The organism is Paracoccus amoyensis (genome assembly GCF_014490725.1).
Classification (GTDB): domain Bacteria; phylum Pseudomonadota; class Alphaproteobacteria; order Rhodobacterales; family Rhodobacteraceae; genus Paracoccus; species Paracoccus amoyensis.
The window spans coordinates 348,285-365,033 of the sequence record NZ_JACOQL010000002.1 but is presented as its reverse complement, the minus strand read 5'-3'; the positions used below and the strand labels follow the sequence as shown (position 1 = coordinate 365,033).

The 16,749-nt window shown below is 59.3% G+C and carries 15 protein-coding genes; 10 read left to right on the top strand and 5 right to left on the bottom strand.

The features are described from left to right. Positions 1–45: 45 nt before the first annotated feature. Positions 46–738, bottom strand: coding sequence for an orotidine-5'-phosphate decarboxylase (gene pyrF / locus H4P12_RS06570; protein WP_187792872.1), 693 nt, complete (start codon positions 736–738; stop codon positions 46–48). A 157-nt stretch (positions 739–895) separates the two neighbouring features. Here pyrF and clpB point away from each other — a divergent pair, with 157 nt between their 5' ends. The 10 genes from clpB to H4P12_RS06520 all read left to right on the top strand — a co-directional run bounded on the left by clpB (position 896) and on the right by H4P12_RS06520 (position 9,648). After that, entirely contained in the window at positions 896–3,535 is a 2,640-nt protein-coding gene (gene clpB / locus H4P12_RS06565; RefSeq protein ID WP_187792871.1) for an ATP-dependent chaperone ClpB, read from the top strand. 156 nt (positions 3,536–3,691) lie between these two features. Then, positions 3,692–4,117, top strand: a complete 426-nt coding sequence (locus H4P12_RS06560) for a hypothetical protein (RefSeq protein WP_187792870.1) — start codon at positions 3,692–3,694, stop codon at positions 4,115–4,117. Beyond that, entirely contained in the window at positions 4,107–4,685 is a 579-nt protein-coding gene (locus H4P12_RS19005; protein WP_187792869.1) for a multinuclear nonheme iron-dependent oxidase, read from the top strand. Before H4P12_RS06560 ends, H4P12_RS19005 begins: the two co-directional genes overlap by 11 nt. After that, positions 4,619–5,563, top strand: coding sequence for a multinuclear nonheme iron-dependent oxidase (locus H4P12_RS06550; protein ID WP_343069796.1), 945 nt, complete (start codon positions 4,619–4,621; stop codon positions 5,561–5,563). Before H4P12_RS19005 ends, H4P12_RS06550 begins: the two co-directional genes overlap by 67 nt. Positions 5,564–5,677: 114 nt before the next feature. Continuing rightward, the gene (locus H4P12_RS06545) at positions 5,678–6,643 is read left to right on the top strand and encodes an NAD(P)H-dependent flavin oxidoreductase (RefSeq protein WP_187792867.1); all 966 of its coding nucleotides are present in this window, start codon (positions 5,678–5,680) and stop codon (positions 6,641–6,643) included. 63 nt (positions 6,644–6,706) lie between these two features. Then, on the top strand, positions 6,707–7,147 hold the full coding sequence (gene msrB / locus H4P12_RS06540; protein WP_187792866.1) for a peptide-methionine (R)-S-oxide reductase MsrB: 441 nt from the start codon (positions 6,707–6,709) through the stop codon (positions 7,145–7,147). Position 7,148: 1 nt separating this feature from the next. Then, positions 7,149–7,658 carry a peptide-methionine (S)-S-oxide reductase MsrA gene (gene msrA / locus H4P12_RS06535; protein WP_187792865.1) on the top strand — a complete coding sequence of 170 codons (510 nt, stop codon included), beginning with the start codon at positions 7,149–7,151 and terminating at the stop codon, positions 7,656–7,658. Positions 7,659–7,781: 123 nt separating this feature from the next. After that, positions 7,782–8,291, top strand: a complete 510-nt coding sequence (locus H4P12_RS06530; protein ID WP_187792864.1) for a BrnA antitoxin family protein — start codon at positions 7,782–7,784, stop codon at positions 8,289–8,291. Between the two features lie 204 nt (positions 8,292–8,495). Continuing rightward, positions 8,496–8,915 (top strand): antitoxin Xre/MbcA/ParS toxin-binding domain-containing protein, encoded by a 420-nt coding sequence (locus H4P12_RS19155; protein WP_343069776.1) that lies wholly within the window; start codon positions 8,496–8,498, stop codon positions 8,913–8,915. A gap of 61 nt (positions 8,916–8,976) precedes the next feature. Continuing rightward, positions 8,977–9,648, top strand: coding sequence for an RES family NAD+ phosphorylase (locus H4P12_RS06520; RefSeq protein ID WP_187792863.1), 672 nt, complete (start codon positions 8,977–8,979; stop codon positions 9,646–9,648). 57 nt (positions 9,649–9,705) lie between these two features. On the opposite strand, the gene carB is transcribed toward H4P12_RS06520, so the two are convergent. The 4 genes from carB to H4P12_RS06500 form a co-directional block, all read right to left on the bottom strand. Beyond that, complete coding sequence (carB, locus tag H4P12_RS06515; protein ID WP_187792862.1) at positions 9,706–13,044, bottom strand: carbamoyl-phosphate synthase large subunit; 3,339 nt, start codon at positions 13,042–13,044, stop codon at positions 9,706–9,708. A 118-nt stretch (positions 13,045–13,162) separates the two neighbouring features. After that, on the bottom strand, positions 13,163–14,410 hold the full coding sequence (locus H4P12_RS06510) for an HNH endonuclease (protein ID WP_187792861.1): 1,248 nt from the start codon (positions 14,408–14,410) through the stop codon (positions 13,163–13,165). A 56-nt stretch (positions 14,411–14,466) separates the two neighbouring features. Continuing rightward, positions 14,467–15,165 (bottom strand): response regulator, encoded by a 699-nt coding sequence (locus H4P12_RS06505; RefSeq protein ID WP_187792860.1) that lies wholly within the window; start codon positions 15,163–15,165, stop codon positions 14,467–14,469. A gap of 6 nt (positions 15,166–15,171) precedes the next feature. Beyond that, positions 15,172–16,680 carry a DUF4118 domain-containing protein gene (locus tag H4P12_RS06500; RefSeq protein WP_246449007.1) on the bottom strand — a complete coding sequence of 503 codons (1,509 nt, stop codon included), beginning with the start codon at positions 16,678–16,680 and terminating at the stop codon, positions 15,172–15,174. Positions 16,681–16,749: the final 69 nt, after the last annotated feature.

The window sequence follows — 16,749 nt, the reverse complement described above, 5'->3', positions numbered from 1 at the left end:
AAATTATCCGGGCGACCTCCCTTTATTTATTGCTAGCTGCCAAGATCAGTGGGCCGGCAGTTGGGCCAGAATACCTTCTGCCGCCTGACGCGGATCGGCTGCCTGCCAGATCGGGCGCCCCACGACAATATGATCCGCGCCATTGGCAATGGCGGTCGCGGGTGTCTCTATCCGCTTTTGGTCGCCCGCCTCGCTGCCCGCAGGGCGCACGCCGGGGGTGATGATCAAGCGCCCCGTCGCCTCGGGCAAGGCGCGGATCAGCGCGGCTTCGCGGGGGCTGGCGATGACGCCATCGGCCCCGGCATCGAATGCGCGGGCGGCACGGGTCGTCACAATCTCGGACAGATCGCCGGGTTTGATCATCGCCTGATCCAGATCGGCCCGATCCAATGATGTCAGAATGGTTACACCCAGAATTTTCAGGCCGCTGCCCGCAGCACCCTCTTTGGCGGCCCGAACGACATGGGGATCGCCATGAACCGTAAGAAAATCCAGATCGAACTGGGCCAGACCACGCACCGCAGCCTCGACCGTGGCGCCAATGTCGAACAGCTTCATGTCCAGAAAAATGCGCTTGCCATGTTCCTGTTTCAGCTCATTGGCCAGCGCCAGACCGCCGCCCGTCAGCATCCCAAGCCCGATCTTGTAGAAGCCGACACTGTCACCCAGCTTTTCGACCAGATTCAGGCCCGCCAGTGCATTTGGCACGTCCAGCGCCACAATCAGCCGGTCGTCCATCTTCACCCCCATTTTCTGCAAGATCGCGGCGTTATGGCACAAGCACATCGCGCTTGAAAGTCGCAAAGAAAATACCATCTGGACAAAACGGACCTGCAACCGGAACGTGCCTTATGGGCGTTTTATCCGTGGGTGCTAGTTAAAGGAGAGATTACCGATGAACATGGAAAAGTTCACCGAGCGGTCGCGCGGTTTCATCCAAGCGGCCCAAACCATTGCAATTCGTGAAGAAAATCAGCGCGTTGTCCCCGAGCACTTATTGAAAGCCCTGATGGACGACGATCAGGGGCTTGCGGCCAACCTGATCACCCGCGCCGGCGGTGACGCAAGGCGCATCAAGGAATCCGTGGATCAAGCCGTCGCCAAGCTGCCCAAGGTCAGCGGTGGCAACGGGCAGGTCTATATTGACCCCTCGCTGGTTCGCGTGCTGGACGAAGCCGAGCAGATGGCCAAGAAAGCCGGTGACAGCTTTGTTCCCGCCGAGCGTATGCTGACCGCGTTGGCGGTGGCCAATACGAATGCCAAGGATTCCCTGGCCGCCGGGGGCATCAACGCCCAGAATCTGAATACTGCGATCAATGACATCCGCAAAGGCCGCACAGCCGATTCCGCCAGTGCCGAAGACAGCTATGAAGCGCTGGAAAAATATGCCCGCGATCTGACTGCCGCCGCCCGTGAAGGCAAGATCGATCCGATCATCGGCCGTGACGAAGAAATTCGCCGCGCGATGCAGGTTTTGTCGCGCCGCACCAAGAACAACCCGGTTCTGATCGGGGAACCCGGCGTGGGCAAGACCGCCATCGCCGAAGGTCTGGCCCTTCGCATCGTCAATGGCGATGTTCCCGAAAGCCTGCGCGACAAGAAATTGATGGCGCTGGACATGGGCGCGCTGATCGCAGGCGCGAAATATCGCGGCGAATTTGAAGAACGTCTGAAGTCGATCCTGAAAGAGGTCGAAGGCGCCAACGGCGAAATCATCCTGTTCATTGATGAGTTGCACACGCTTGTCGGGGCCGGAAAGACCGATGGCGCCATGGATGCGGCGAACCTGATCAAGCCCGCGCTTGCCCGGGGCGAACTGCATTGCGTTGGCGCGACCACGCTGGACGAATATCGCAAGTATATTGAGAAAGACGCGGCACTTGCCCGTCGCTTCCAGCCGGTCATGGTCGAACAGCCGACGGTTGAAGATACCATCAGCATTCTGCGCGGCATCAAGGAAAAATACGAACTGCACCATGGTGTGCGCATCAGCGATGCGGCATTGGTCGCTGCTGCCGAACTGTCCAACCGCTATATCACCGACCGCTTCCTGCCTGATAAAGCGATCGACCTTGTCGATGAGGCCGCCAGCCGCCTGCGCATGGAAGTGGACAGCAAGCCCGAAGAGCTGGACGCGCTGGATCGCCAGATCCTGCAAATGCAGATCGAGGCCGAGGCACTGAAGAAAGAAGATGATGCCGCCAGCAAGGACCGGCTTGAAAGGCTGGAAAAGGAACTTGCCGATCTGACCGACAAAGCCAGCGCAATGACCGCCCGCTGGCAGGCTGAACGCGACAAGCTGGAAGGTTCGCGCAACCTGAAAGAGCAGTTGGACAAGGCCCGCGCCGAACTGGATCAGGCCAAACGCGAGGGCAATCTGGCCCGCGCGGGTGAGCTGTCCTACGGTGTCATTCCCGGTCTGGAGAAAAAACTGTCCGAAGCTGACGACACCGACGGCAAAGATGGCGTCATGGTTGAAGAGGCCGTCGGCCCTGAACAGATCGCCGAGGTGGTCGAGCGCTGGACCGGCATTCCCACCAGCCGGATGCTGGAAGGGGAACGTGAAAAGCTGCTGAAGATGGAAGAAATCCTTGGCAAGCGCGTGATCGGCCAGAATGAGGCGGTGACCGCCATTTCACGCTCGGTCCGTCGTGCGCGTGCAGGTCTGAACGATGAAAACCGCCCGCTTGGCAGTTTCCTGTTCCTGGGACCGACCGGCGTCGGCAAGACCGAACTGACCAAGGCCATGGCCGAATACATGTTCGACGATCAGAACGCCATGATCCGAATCGACATGTCCGAATTCATGGAAAAACACTCGGTCGCGCGTCTGATCGGCGCTCCGCCAGGCTATGTGGGCTATGACGAAGGCGGCGCGCTGACCGAGGCCGTGCGGCGGCGGCCGTATTCGGTGATCCTGTTCGATGAGGTCGAAAAGGCCCACCCGGACGTGTTCAACGTGCTGCTGCAGGTTCTGGACGACGGGCAGCTGACCGATGGTCAGGGCCGCAAGGTCGATTTCAAGAACACGCTGATCGTTCTGACGTCGAACCTTGGCAGTCATGCGCTGTCGACGCTGCCGGATGATGCCGACAGTTCCCAGGCACGCAAGGATGTGATGGACGCGGTGCGGGCCCATTTCCGCCCTGAATTTCTGAACCGCCTCGACGAAATCATCATCTTCCGCCGCCTGACGCGTGAAAACATGGATGGCATCGTGCGCATCCAGCTGTTCCTGCTGGAAGCCCGCCTTGCCAACCGCAAGATCACGCTGGATCTGGACGAAAAGGCGATCAAGTGGCTGGCTGACGAAGGCTATGATCCGGTCTATGGCGCCCGCCCGCTGAAACGCGTGATCCAGCGCGCCTTGCAAGACCCGCTGTCGGAAATGCTGCTGTCAGGCGAAGTGCTTGATGGTCAGACCGTCAAGGTCAGCGCCAATGACCAAGGTCTGCTGGTCGGCAACCATGTCGGCACCGCCGGTCACAAGCTGGGCGCGGTCGGCGAAGGGCCAAAGCCAGGCAAGCTGCACTGACAGGCGCCTGCACCCTCGAACAGCCCCGGCATTGTCCGGGGCTGTTTCATATCCACCACAAAGCAATCTAAACTGTTTATTTCAAAAATGCCGAAATTGAAGTAACATTCTTATCGCGTATTGGGCGCGAATCATTTTTATTGAATGAGGTTTATTATGAAAGCCATGACGACCAATCCGGTGCGCGTGTCGCTGCCGGCAAGTGTCGCTTCTGACATTGGCAGTCTGAAAAAGGCACTCGGCAGCGTTTTGGACCATCTGGGTTGTCAGGCCTGTTGTTCCGGCCATGACATCCTGTTCGAATTGCAGCGTGACTTCTATTTTGATCGGAACATCAGCGAAATTTCATTCGCATCACGCGGCGCAAGCAAACTGGCAAGGCGCGACGACGTCACCGTTTCGCTGAACCCCGAGGCCGCAAGCAATATCGAGAATGTCTTTGCAGCGATCGACAAGATTGCGGAATTGACCGGACATACAGCCTGCGCCACCGGCTGTGACATGCGTTTCAATCTTGAACGGATACTGGTGCTGGATGCCAAGATGAACCTTCAGGAAAGGGTCATGACCATTGGACGATAGCGCCGCGTTCCAGGCACCAAAGCTTGGAATCGGCATGATTTTCTCGTCGGCGCTGAAACCTTTTTTGCAGCGCCGACCCGATGCGTTGGACGTGTTGGAAATCGAGCCGCAAACCCTTTGGCTTGCCGATGACCCATTCGAGGGGCCGTATTTCGAATTCACGCCGGCAATCGACATGTTTGCCGCATTCCCGCAACGCAAACTGGTGCATTCGGTCGGCATGCCGATCGGCGGCACACGCAGGCCACATCCGGCACAGATAAATCTGTTGCGCAGTATCGCGGACCGGCTGAACAGCCCTTGGGTCAGCGAACATTTGTCCATCGCGGGCACACCCCACAAGGCTGCGGGTTTTCTGCTGCCGCCGTTGCAAACGGATGAAGGCGTCCGCATCGCATCCGAAAACATCCGCGCATTCGCCAAGGGGATGAACCGCCCCGTCGCCATTGAAACCGGCGTCGCTTATTTCGCCCGAAAGGGTTTCGAGATGCAGGACGGCGAATTTGTCGCCCGGATCTGCGAGGAAACCGGCTGCGGGATTTTGCTGGACCTGCACAATATCTACTGAACGAAAAGAACGGCCGCATCCCGATGCGTGATTTTCTGGCACAGATCCCGCTGGATCGGGTCTGGGAAATTCATCTGGCGGGCGGTCAGGAGATGGACGGCTATTGGCTGGACAGCCATTCCGGCAAAATGCCGGACGATCTTGCCGCGTTTTCGCAAGAGGTGGTGCAAAGCCTGCCCAATCTGGGCGCCCTGAATTTCGAGATTTACGACACCTTTCTGGAACGCTTGCCGCCCGAAGAACTGGACCGCACAGTCGATGCGCTGCGCGAGATTTGGGAACGGGCGGGCGTCAGCCGCTCGGACGCGCCGCCCCATCGATTGCCACCGGGTCCGATTGTCGGCAAACCCGCACCGCCAACCGCCGCATGGGAGGAAGGCGCGACACGGGCCGTCTGGCAGGATGACCCCACCCAGCATGATTGGCCCGAGGATACCGCAGCCCTGCGGCTTTACGCGCGCTTGGCGCGCAGTTTTCGCGGTTCGATGCTGGTGCGGGCCATGCCGCGGTCGCTGCGCTATCTGTTGTTGCGCGATGGCGACGGGGCCGAAACCCTTTTGTCACGGTTTCACACCGCACATGATCCACGTCTGTTCACGCCATTAGAGGCGCAAAGCTTTGCGGATTTTGTCATATCCCAAGGCGAATTGGACCCGTGGCTTCTGGCTTTGATGGATTATGATCTGGCATTCCTGAACATCGTCCGCCAAAGCAAGGCGCAACTGGTCCGCTTTCCCGGCGATCCGACCACGTTGTTCGAGGGACTTGCGGCCGCCCAACTGCCCCGCGATCTGCCAGACAACCCGCCATGGGAAATCGAATTGCTGCCCGATGGCTTCACCGTCGCCGATTTCACCCACACACCCGCCGCAAGCTGACCGGCAGAATATCCGGATCTATGACGCGGGGGACCGCTGTGCCCCCGCGTCATACTTGCCCCCGCATGGTCCGCCCCACATAGTCGCGCTGAAAGCGTCAAGGGAGGGACCATCATGCTGCCGCCAATTCTGCAAAACCTGCGTATCCCCGTTGTAGCATCGCCCATGTTCATCGTGTCCGGCCCGGATCTGGTGATCGCGCAATGCAAGGCCGGGATCGTCGGCAGTTTTCCGGCGCTGAATGCCCGCGAAAAGGATGGTGACCCCATCCAGCTGGAAGCCTGGCTGACCCGCATCAACGAGGAACTGGACCGTCATAACCAGTCCAATCCCGACCATCCCGCCGCCCCCTTCGCCGTCAACCAGATCGTTCACCGCAGCAATGCCCGGTTGGAACGGGATATCGAGATCTGCCACCGCTACAAGGTGCCGATCTGGATCACCTCGCTTGGCGCACGGACCGAGGTGAATGCCGCAGCCCATGATTGTGGCGGCATCGCGCTGCATGACATCATCAACAATGTCTTTGCCAAAAAAGCCGTCGAAAAAGGCGCCGACGGCCTGATCGCGGTTGCGGCAGGTGCGGGCGGCCATGCAGGGCCGCTATCACCCTTTGCGTTGGTTCAGGAAATCCGCGAATGGTTTGACGGGCCATTGCTGCTGTCTGGCGCGATCGCGACCGGCGGCGCGGTGCTGGCCGCGCAAGCCATGGGCGCGGATCTGGCCTATATCGGCAGCCCCTTCATCGCCACGACCGAGGCGCACGCACCGCAGGAATACAAACAGATGATCGTGCAGTCCGGTGCGATGGATATCGTGACGTCGTCCCTGTTCACGGGCGTATCAGGGAATTACCTTGCGCCATCCATCCGCAATGCCGGAATGGACCCCGCCAATCTTGAAACCGCTGACGCCAGCAGCATGAATTTCGGCGGTGACAGCAAGCCCAAGGCCTGGAGCACGATCTGGGGCTCTGGCCAGGGGATCGGCGCGGTGAAGGACGTCGTTCCGGCCGCCACCCGCATCGATCAGTTGGCGGCAGAATATGCCGCAGCCAAGGATCGCCTGGCGCATCTTTGACCTTTGCACGACGCGTCCGCGACCCCATATACTGCCCTGAAGTTCCCATAAGCGGAGAAAATCATGGCCTATACCAAATCGCAGGACGCCGTCGCCAATCTGACGCCCGAGCAGTATCGCGTGACGCAGGAAAGCGGCACCGAGCGCGCCTTTACCGGCGAATACGATCATCATTTCGAACCGGGAATCTATGTCGATATCGTATCGGGCGAACCGCTTTTTGCGTCCGCGGACAAGTATAATTCCGGCTGCGGCTGGCCAGCCTTTACCAAACCGATTGATAGCAATGTGACCGAACATCGTGACGTATCACATGGCATGATCCGAACCGAAGTTCGCTCAAAACATGGCGACAGCCATCTGGGCCATGTCTTCAATGACGGGCCGGCTGATGCTGGCGGTCTGAGATATTGCATCAATTCGGCTTCTTTGCGCTTTGTCCCGGCAAACCAGATGGAGGCCCAGGGCTACGGCGCCTATCTTGATCAAGTCGAGGGAGCATAAGATGAGCCAACGTGCAGTTCTTGCCGGCGGATGCTTTTGGGGCATGCAGGATTTGATCCGGCGCTTGCCCGGCGTGATCTCGACACGGGTCGGTTACAGTGGTGACGACAGCCATCCGAATGCGACCTATCGCGACCATGGCAACCATGCCGAAGCCATTGAAATCACCTATGATCCGTCGATCATCAGCTATCGGAAACTGCTGGAGTTCTTTTTCCAGATCCACGATCCGACCACACGCAACCGGCAGGGCAACGACATGGGAGCCAGCTATCGTTCGGCCATCTATTACGTCGATGCAGACCAGAAGGCCGTCGCCCAGGACACGATTGCCGATGTCAACGCCTCGGGCATCTGGCCGGGTCGCGTCGTCACCGAGTTGGAACCCGTCGGCGATTTCTGGCAGGCGGAACCAGAGCATCAGGATTATCTTGAGCGGTTCCCGAACGGTTACACCTGCCACTTCCCGCGCCCGAATTGGGTGCTGCCGAAACGCGACGTGGCGGTGTAGCACCTCGTCCACCACGCGTGCACAGGGCGTACACAACCGGTGCACCGCGAATCGCGCGATTGGTTAAGCGACGATTAACCCCTTTGCGACAGCCTGACTGCGGGCGGCAAAGGGGTTTTTCGTATGGCAGGCAGCAAGGCCGATGCGACACGGCGGATGAATTATCACTACATGGCCGATGCCATGCGGATGCTGGAATGGGACCTGCACCAGACGGTGATGACCCAGATGCGCATCCCGGATGAGTGGCACGAGATTGCGCAGGACAAGGGCGCCGCGAAAAAGACGCGCGTCACGATCCGCCTGGATGATGAGATCGTCCGCTTCTTTCGCAGCATGGGCCCGGATTGGCAGCCGCGCGTGAACCGGGTTCTGTCGGTCTGGGTCCATGCGCGTCTGGCCGGGCTGATCCGAGGGGCCGAGACGATGGATTACCTGAAACGCCGCGAGGATCAGGGGTTTGAGGGCCAACGCCCGGAGTTCGGCGACATACAGCGCGCATATGACGCGATGCTTGGGTCGAGTTCGCTTGAGGATCAGGACGGCGTGCCGATGGCCGGGAAGCGGGGCATGTCGGTGGAAGGACGAAAGGCGTTGATGGCGCTGATGAAAGAGCGGAATGGGATGGGGTAGGATGGGTTAACGTTCGCGCGGGCCGTGGTGAGATGAATCCAATGCTACGGGCTCTGCGATGGTGCGCGGCGTGTCTTTTGGACACAGACCATACTTGCCGTGATCAAAAAGACTTACCGCTTACATGCCTCAAACTGTCACTTTTTGTTACTTGCAGGAACCACGTCGCGGAGTTAGCGTTTCAGAGGAAAGAACCACAACAAAATGATGCTGCTGAAACAGCGCTTATGTGAGGTTACAATGGCTCAAGTTCGTTCCGACCTAGCGGTGAGGTCGGGGGGTGGCCCGATAGTTACGAAAGCGGTCGTCAACGCATCCGATAGGTTAAATATAAGTGCAAGAGACCTTGCAAAAATCCTAGGAGTTTCGCCCGCAACGGCATCGCGGATGAGGAATGGTCAACATGTGGTCAAAGCAGACACAAAACCCTATGAGCTAAGTGTTTTGCTGATCAGACTTTATCGTTCGCTGGACGCAATAATTGGAGGAGACGACAAGGTTGCGGCCAGTTGGCTCAATAATGAAAATACCGCGCTTGGCGGAAAACCTGCCATGCTCATTCAAAATGTAGAGGGACTGAGTGACGTTGTCAGATATTTGGACTGCCGACGCGCTCCAGTCTGAATTCCGTGCCTACGAGGGCATAGTTTTTCGATGCGTTGAAGCCCAGCACAAGGTGTCGACGATGAAGCTCGTCGACACCACTGCCGAGCAAGGATTGTTGGAATCGATTTTAGAAGAATCCAAGCCTCCTGTGCCTGTCGAGGCAAAGGGATATGATTACTTGCTGTCGACCCCGTTCAGATATCGCTCGAGACACCCTTCACGGTTCAGAAAAGCCACGAGCGCATTCGGTATATTTTATGCTGCGGAAGAAAGCCAAACTTGCCTCTACGAGATGATCTTCTACCGAATGCTCTTCTTCGCGGAATCCCCTGATACCGACTTTCCCTCCGGACCCACTCAGTATTCTGTTTTCAAAGTTTCAATTGCCGCTGAGCGAGCTATTGACCTTACAGAAGTGCCATTAAACGAAGCAGCTTCCGATTGGCTTAGACCAGCAGATTACTCTGCCTGTCAAAATTTGGCAGAAGCTGGTCGAGCAAAGGGGCTGCAATTGATCCGCTATCAGTCTGTCCGAGAACCATCCGGAAAAGGCAAAAATGTGGCCTTACTTGACCCCTCATGTTTCATAGGCTCGCCTACACCGGTCGAAACATGGAATATTTTCCTAGGTCCGGCTGGCGCACAAGCGATAAGAGAAATGCCCAAAACCAGTTTCGATTGCCCCGTTGAACAGTTTCTGGAGGATCCCAGAACAGCAAAAATCGTCGAAAAATTTTCCAAGAAGACTTAAGAAACTGTAACATCTTGCAGGAGACCGGGTAGAAAAATCCCACCCGATCGCCGCGCCTCACGCCTGCAGCGACCTCACCCCAACTTCCCCCTCTTCCCGCGACTTGATTGCGGCCACCGCGGCGATGCTGCCTGCCGCCGTGGTGTAATAGGGGATCTTGTCATACAGCGCCACGGCGCGGATGTCGCGTGAATCGTTGATGGCTTGTGCGCCCTCGGTCGTGTTCAGGACCATGACGATATCGCCGTTCTTCAGGCGGTCGACGATGTTCGGGCGGCCTTCGTAGACCTTGTTCACACGCTCTGAGGCGACGCCCGCGGCGGACAGGAAATCGGCCGTGCCGCTGGTCGCGACGATCTGGAAGCCCATCTGCACAAGATCGCGGGCGGCGGCGGCCATTTCGGGTGTCTTGTCCATATCCTTGATCGAGATGAACACACGGCCCTGCGACGGCAGGGTGGTGCCGGCCCCCATCTGGGCCTTCAGGAAGGCGCGCGGGAAGTTGCGGTCCCAGCCCATCACCTCGCCGGTGGAACGCATTTCGGGGCCAAGCAACGTATCGACGCCGGGGAAGCGGGCAAAGGGCAGCACCGCCTCTTTGACCGAGAACCATGGCGTCAGCGGGTCAGCCAGCGTCAGCGGGTCGGCAAAGGGCAGGTCATCTTCGGGGCCGACGCCTTCGGGATAGGGCGCCCGGTCGGGGAAGTTCGACATCGGCTCACCGGCCATCAGCCGGGCCGCGATCGAGGCGATGGCGCTGTCGGTGGCCTTGGCGACGAAGGGCACGGTGCGGGACGCGCGGGGATTGACCTCCAGCACGTAGATCGCGCCGTCTTTCAGCGCGAATTGCACATTCATCAGGCCGACGACCTGCAGGGCGCGGGCCATGGCGACGGTCTGGCGCTTCAGTTCCTGAACCGTGGCGGCGTCCAGCGTGTGCGGGGGCAGCGAACAGGCGCTGTCGCCGGAATGGACGCCAGCCTCCTCGATATGTTCCATGATGCCCGCGACGTGGACGGTTTCGCCGTCGGACAGGGCATCGACGTCAACTTCGATGGCGCCGGACAGGTAACTGTCCAGCAGCACCGGGTTCTTGCCCGAAACCTTCACGGCCTCGGTGATGTAGCGGTTCAGGTGGTCCATGTCGCGCACGATCTCCATCGCGCGGCCGCCAAGGACATAGGACGGGCGGATCACCAATGGAAAGCCGATGCGTTCGGCGATTTCAACGGCTTCGGCGGGGCTGTGGGCAATGCCGTTGATCGGCTGTTTCAGGTCCAGATCGTTCAGCAGCTTCTGGAAACGCTCGCGATCCTCGGCCAGGTCGATGGCGTCGGGGGTGGTGCCGAGGATCGGGATGCCCTCGGCCTCCAGCGCGTCGGCCAGTTTCAGCGGGGTCTGGCCGCCGAATTGGACGATGACGCCGTGAAGGGTGCCGTTTTCCTGCTCGACCCGCAGGATTTCAAGGACGTGCTCCAGCGTCAGCGGTTCAAAATACAGACGGTCACTGGTATCATAATCGGTGCTGACCGTTTCAGGGTTGCAGTTGACCATGATGGTTTCGTAGCCCGCCGCCGTCAGCGCGAAACAGGCGTGGCAACAGCAATAGTCAAATTCGATCCCCTGCCCGATCCGGTTGGGGCCGCCGCCAAGGATGACGACCTTCCTGGCATTCGACGGGCGGGCCTCGTTTTCCACGTCGCCCATCGCCGGGGCTTCATAGGTGGAATACATATAGGGGGTCTGGGCCTCGAATTCGGCGGCGCAGGTGTCGATGCGCTTGAAGACCGGGTGCAGGTCATGGGCGCGGCGGGCCTGACGCACGGCGGTTTCGTCCTGACCCGACAGCGTGGCGAGACGGGCATCGGTGAAGCCCATCATCTTCAGGGCGCGAAGCCCGTTCGCATCGGTCGGCAGACCGTTTTCGCGGACCGCGTTTTCGGCATCGACGATTTCGCGCAGGCGTGACAGGAACCAGGGATCAAAGCTGGTCACACGCTGGATTTCGTCATCCGTCAGGCCCAGCCGCATCGCCTGTGCGATGACGCGCAGGCGATCAGGCGTGGTTTTGGACAGCGCGGCAATAATCGCGGGTTTTCCCTGATCGGCCGCACCTTCGATGGCGATTTCATCAAGGCCGGTCAGGCCATTCTCCATCGAGGTCAGCGCCTTTTGCAGCGATTCATGGAAGCTGCGGCCAATTGCCATGACCTCACCCACGGATTTCATCGCGGTGGTCAGTTCGGGCCTGGAACCCGGAAACTTCTCGAACGCGAAGCGCGGGATTTTCGTCACGACATAGTCGATGCTGGGTTCAAACGACGCGGGCGTGACCTTGGTGATGTCGTTGTCCAATTCGTCCAGCGTATAGCCGACCGCCAGTTTCGCCGCGATCTTTGCAATCGGAAAGCCCGTCGCCTTGGACGCCAGCGCGGATGAGCGCGACACGCGCGGGTTCATCTCGATCACGACCATGCGGCCATCCGCGGGATTGATCGCCCATTGCACGTTCGAGCCGCCGGTCTCGACGCCGATCTCGCGCAGCACGGCAATGCTGCCATTGCGCATGATCTGGTATTCGCGGTCGGTCAGGGTCAGCGCCGGCGCAACGGTGATGGAATCGCCGGTATGCACACCCATCGGATCGACGTTTTCGATGGCGCAAACGATGATGGCGTTGTCGGCGCGGTCGCGCACCACCTCCATCTCGAACTCTTTCCAGCCCAGCAGGCTTTCATCGACCAGAACCTGCGCCACGGGCGAGGCATCCAGACCCGACCGCACGATCCGCTCGTAATCGTCGCGGTTATAGGCGACGCCGCCGCCGGTGCCGCCAAGGGTAAAGGCGGGGCGGATGATGGCGGGAAGGCCGATATCCTCCAACGCTTCCATGGCCATCGCCACGCCTGCATTGACGTCATATTTGCCGTTTGCATGCTTGGGGGCCGATACGATGGTCGCCTTGGGGTTTTCCAGCCCGATGCGATCCATCGCCTCGCGGAACAGCTTGCGGTCTTCGGCCATTTCGATGGCGCTGCGCTGCGCGCCGATCAGTTCGACACCATAGCGGTTCAGCGCCCCGGAATCGGCCAGTGCCAGCGCGGTATTCAGCCCGGTCTGCCCGCCCATCGTCGGCAACAGCGCATCGGGACGTTCCTTGGCGATGATCTTTTCGACGATTTCGGGGGTGATCGGTTCGATATAGGTCGCGTCGGCCATTTCCGGGTCGGTCATGATCGTCGCCGGGTTCGAGTTCACCAGAATGACCCGATATCCCTCTTCCCGCAGCGCCTTGCAGGCCTGTGCGCCGGAATAGTCGAACTCGCACGCCTGCCCGATCACGATAGGCCCTGCCCCGATGATCAGAATGGATTTGATATCGGTTCTTTTGGGCATGATCGGTTCCTTCGGGGCGGCTGGCGGCAGGTAAATCGTCCGGGGTTATAGCCAAGAGCGGGCAGGACGCAAGGTGCGAAGCGGGCTGAAGACGCAAAACCCCAGGTAGTCGCCGCGGTCACTTCTCACTAGCGCGACATTGGGGCAAGCTTCGCCAGTCACCTCGTTTGGACCCCAAGGCAACGAGTTCGGGGTGAGGGCTAACGTTGAGCTGATGCGCGATGTAGTCTGGAAGTGGTATCGGCCCGACAGACATGTCTGCTGGTGGAATAGTCAGCCAGATCTGACCATCCTCATACTCTGGACCCAAACGGCTGACCAAGGTCGGCTCATCGCAAATCAGGATTGTCATCGTTTTTGCTGTTGGGGTCACAATATGTAATCCTAGTTGACCCTTTGCGACACGTAATAACAGCAGCCATCCGCCCGACCAAGGAAGAACCTGCTTTAGCATCGCGTCAGGATTTCCACTAAAGTAACCTTGTCCCCTGAGGGGAAGCTGTAAGCGCTTTGAGACATTCGCTTCACGAAATGCTTTGCGCAGATTTTTCGCATAGCACGTAATGGTAAAATCACCACCAAACAACTGAAACCCAAGACCCAAGGCGATTTTGGCCAACAGGCGATGATCTGCAAACTGTGAGATCGTCACATTCGTCTTGATCTGCTCGCCGCGCCGCGCAGCTTCTAACACGTCATTCACTATCGAAAAATCGTCCATGCTCTCTGAGGGCGTCGGCTTGCCCGGCCTGATTTTCAGTTTCTTCAGCAACTGAACCAGTGGGTGAGCCTTACTATCCCCAAGTTCACTTTCTGTGTCCTCTACCACTAAGTTCACCACGAATTTTTCTGCATGCTTGAAATGCTTCGCGAAGGACAGAAGGCTCACGACGACCCAGAACGGCTCTTCTGATGTAAGCGCCAAATAGGCGCGCCCTGGTTTTTTTCTGTTATTCTTGGGATCTCCGCCCGCATAGGCGCGCGACCAGTCTTGATCGTTGTCAGATGGTCGAAGATGGATAATTGTCGCGCTGCACGGTCCCAGCCAGTGATCGGCAATCGTGTTACTGGACCATGCACCATCAAGGTGCCCCATATAACTTAGCGGTAGAGCAGCGGGCTTATTCAGACCTGCAAGATAGTCCAATGCTGCGGTGGATTGCTCTGCCTTCCCAATCCAGCTGCGAATGAAGGCTGCATCAACGAATAGCCCGGCCATGCTATTGCAGCTCCGGCAGACCTTGGTTCGCCAAACATCCTTCGGAAGATAGTCTCCGCCAAGAGCATCTGGCCAGATATGCTCGTCAGAAAACTGGTCTTCCGACTTTGTATCACCGCAGTAAATGCATTCTTTTTGCAAATTCAACTCCTACCAGATGACCACAATATCTTGCGGTCAGAAGCAGCCTTGAAGGATTTGGCCTATCCGCCCCCCTCGACCAGCCAGCGATAACCCACGCCCGCCTCGGTCTGGATCTGCACCGTGCTGTCGGCGGTCAGGCCCAGCTTTTGGCGGAGCTGGCCGATGAAGACGCGCAGATAGGGCACGTCATCGACATGCGCCGGGCCCCAGACTTTTGCCAGCAACTGCCGGTGGGTCATCACGCGACCCGGATTGTCGGCAAGCGCCAGAAGCAGGTCGAATTCCTTTGGCGTCAGTTTGACATGGGCAGCATTCGCCAGCACCTCATGCGCGGCGCGGTCGATTTGCAGGTGGCCCCAGGCCTGCTGCGGTGCGGGTTGTTGCGCGCGGCGCGGCCGCAGGCAGGCGCGCAACCGGGCCAGCAATTCGCCGATGGCGAAGGGTTTGGCGACGAAATCATCCGCGCCAAGGTCCAAGGCCATGATCTTTTCCATTTCCTGATCATGGGCGGACAGCACGATCACCGGCAGGTCCGAATAGGCACGAAGGGTTTCGATCACGCCCTTGCCGTTCATATCGGGCAGGCCAAGGTCAAGGATCATCAGATCGGGGTGTTTCGTCTGCACCGCGTCCAGCCCCGCCTGCCCGGTTTCGGCCAGCACCGTATCATAACCCGACGCATTCAGCGCATGCGACAGGAACCGCTGGATCTGCGGTTCATCATCGACAATCAGGATCAATGGACGGATATCAGGCATCGCCGCTTAGGTCGCAGGTTGTTGCGGCACGGGCAAGGTCAGGGCAAAGATCGTGCCGCCACCACTCCGCGACGATGCGGCCAGACTGCCACCCAGAACATGTGCGATCCCCTTGGCAATGGGCAGGCCAAGGCCGTTGGATTCGGGCAGGCCGGTCAGCGGTTCGGTCCGCAACCACTCGGCCAGCGCGGGATTCAGTCCCGAACCGCGATCCGCGATCCGCAAGGTCAGTTGATCTGCGGAAACCTGCGCCGACAGGGTGATCGGGCCATCGGTATATTTGGCGGCATTCTCCAGCAGATTGAACAGCGCCTGTTCCAGCAGGCTGGCTTCCGCCCGGATCATGGGCAGGTCCGGCAGGTCATCTTCGATCACCGCCGAGGGGCGGGTCAGCCTTGCGCGTCGGGCCGCCGCGCGGGCCACATCGGCGGCATCGACCCATGTGGCGTTGACGGTAAAGCCCGATTGCAGCCGCGTCATCTGCAACAGGTTATCGACATAGCGGTTCAGACGGCCTGCCTCTTGCTCGATCGCCTCCAGCAGATCGGTTTGGGCATCCGCAGGCAGCGCACCGCCCAGGTCGCGCAAGGTCGTAACTGATCCCAGGATCGTGGCCAGCGGCGTGCGCAGATCATGGGACAGCGAGGCCAGAAGGGTTGACCGCAAAGCCTCGGTTTCGGCCCGCTTCCGCTCGGCCTCGGCATTGGCGGCAAAGGACAGGCGTTGCAGGGCCAGTTCGGTCTGGCGGCGGATGACGGCCACCGCCTCTTCCCGGTAATGCAGATCCTCCAGATGCGAGGCAAAACGGGTGTGGCCCAGAACATAGCTTTGCGTATCGCCGGCGATGACCGGCACGAATGTAAATGCAGACCCGCCCCAGCCTTGTGCGGCGGCGAATTCGATCTGGCGGTGGCGCAGCGCCTGATCGGCGGCCTGCAAATCAGCGGCACTTGGCGTGGTTGTCGCGGGAATCGCGGCCAGTCGGGTCACAACCTCGCCGTCACGCGCCAGCACCATCACCGGACCCTGCACCACAACCGACAGGTGGCGCAACGCGGCGGTCAGGATGTCTTCGGCCGTGCGGGCCTCGAACAGATCGGTCGAGACATTGGACAGCACCGACAGAACCGTGGCACGCCCCTGTGCGGCGTCGCGTTCCTCGCGCATGCGTCCCGCCAGAAGGCCGGTCAGCGTGGCCACCAGCAAAAATACCGCCAGCGTCACCAGATCGCGGGGATGGGTCACCAAGAGCGTATAGCGTGGTTCGTGGAACAGAAAGTTCAGCGTGAACAGTGCAGCGATCGCAGTCAGCACGCCCACCCAAAAGCCAAGACGCACCGCCGCAACAAGAACGGCGGTCAGAAACACCATCGCAGTTGCGGTTTCACCGATGAAACGATGCGTGGGCAGCGTGATCAATGCAGCCAATACCAGCAGGCCAACCGCATAGAGGAACCCGCTGGCCCGGGGCGGCGCGATAGATGGTTTTTTTCGAAACGAAGCGTTGGACATCATGGGCATATCTGGGCCTGCCGCGATGAACTTGTCCACAATCTTTATGTGATCCTTATACGCGGCGGTGAT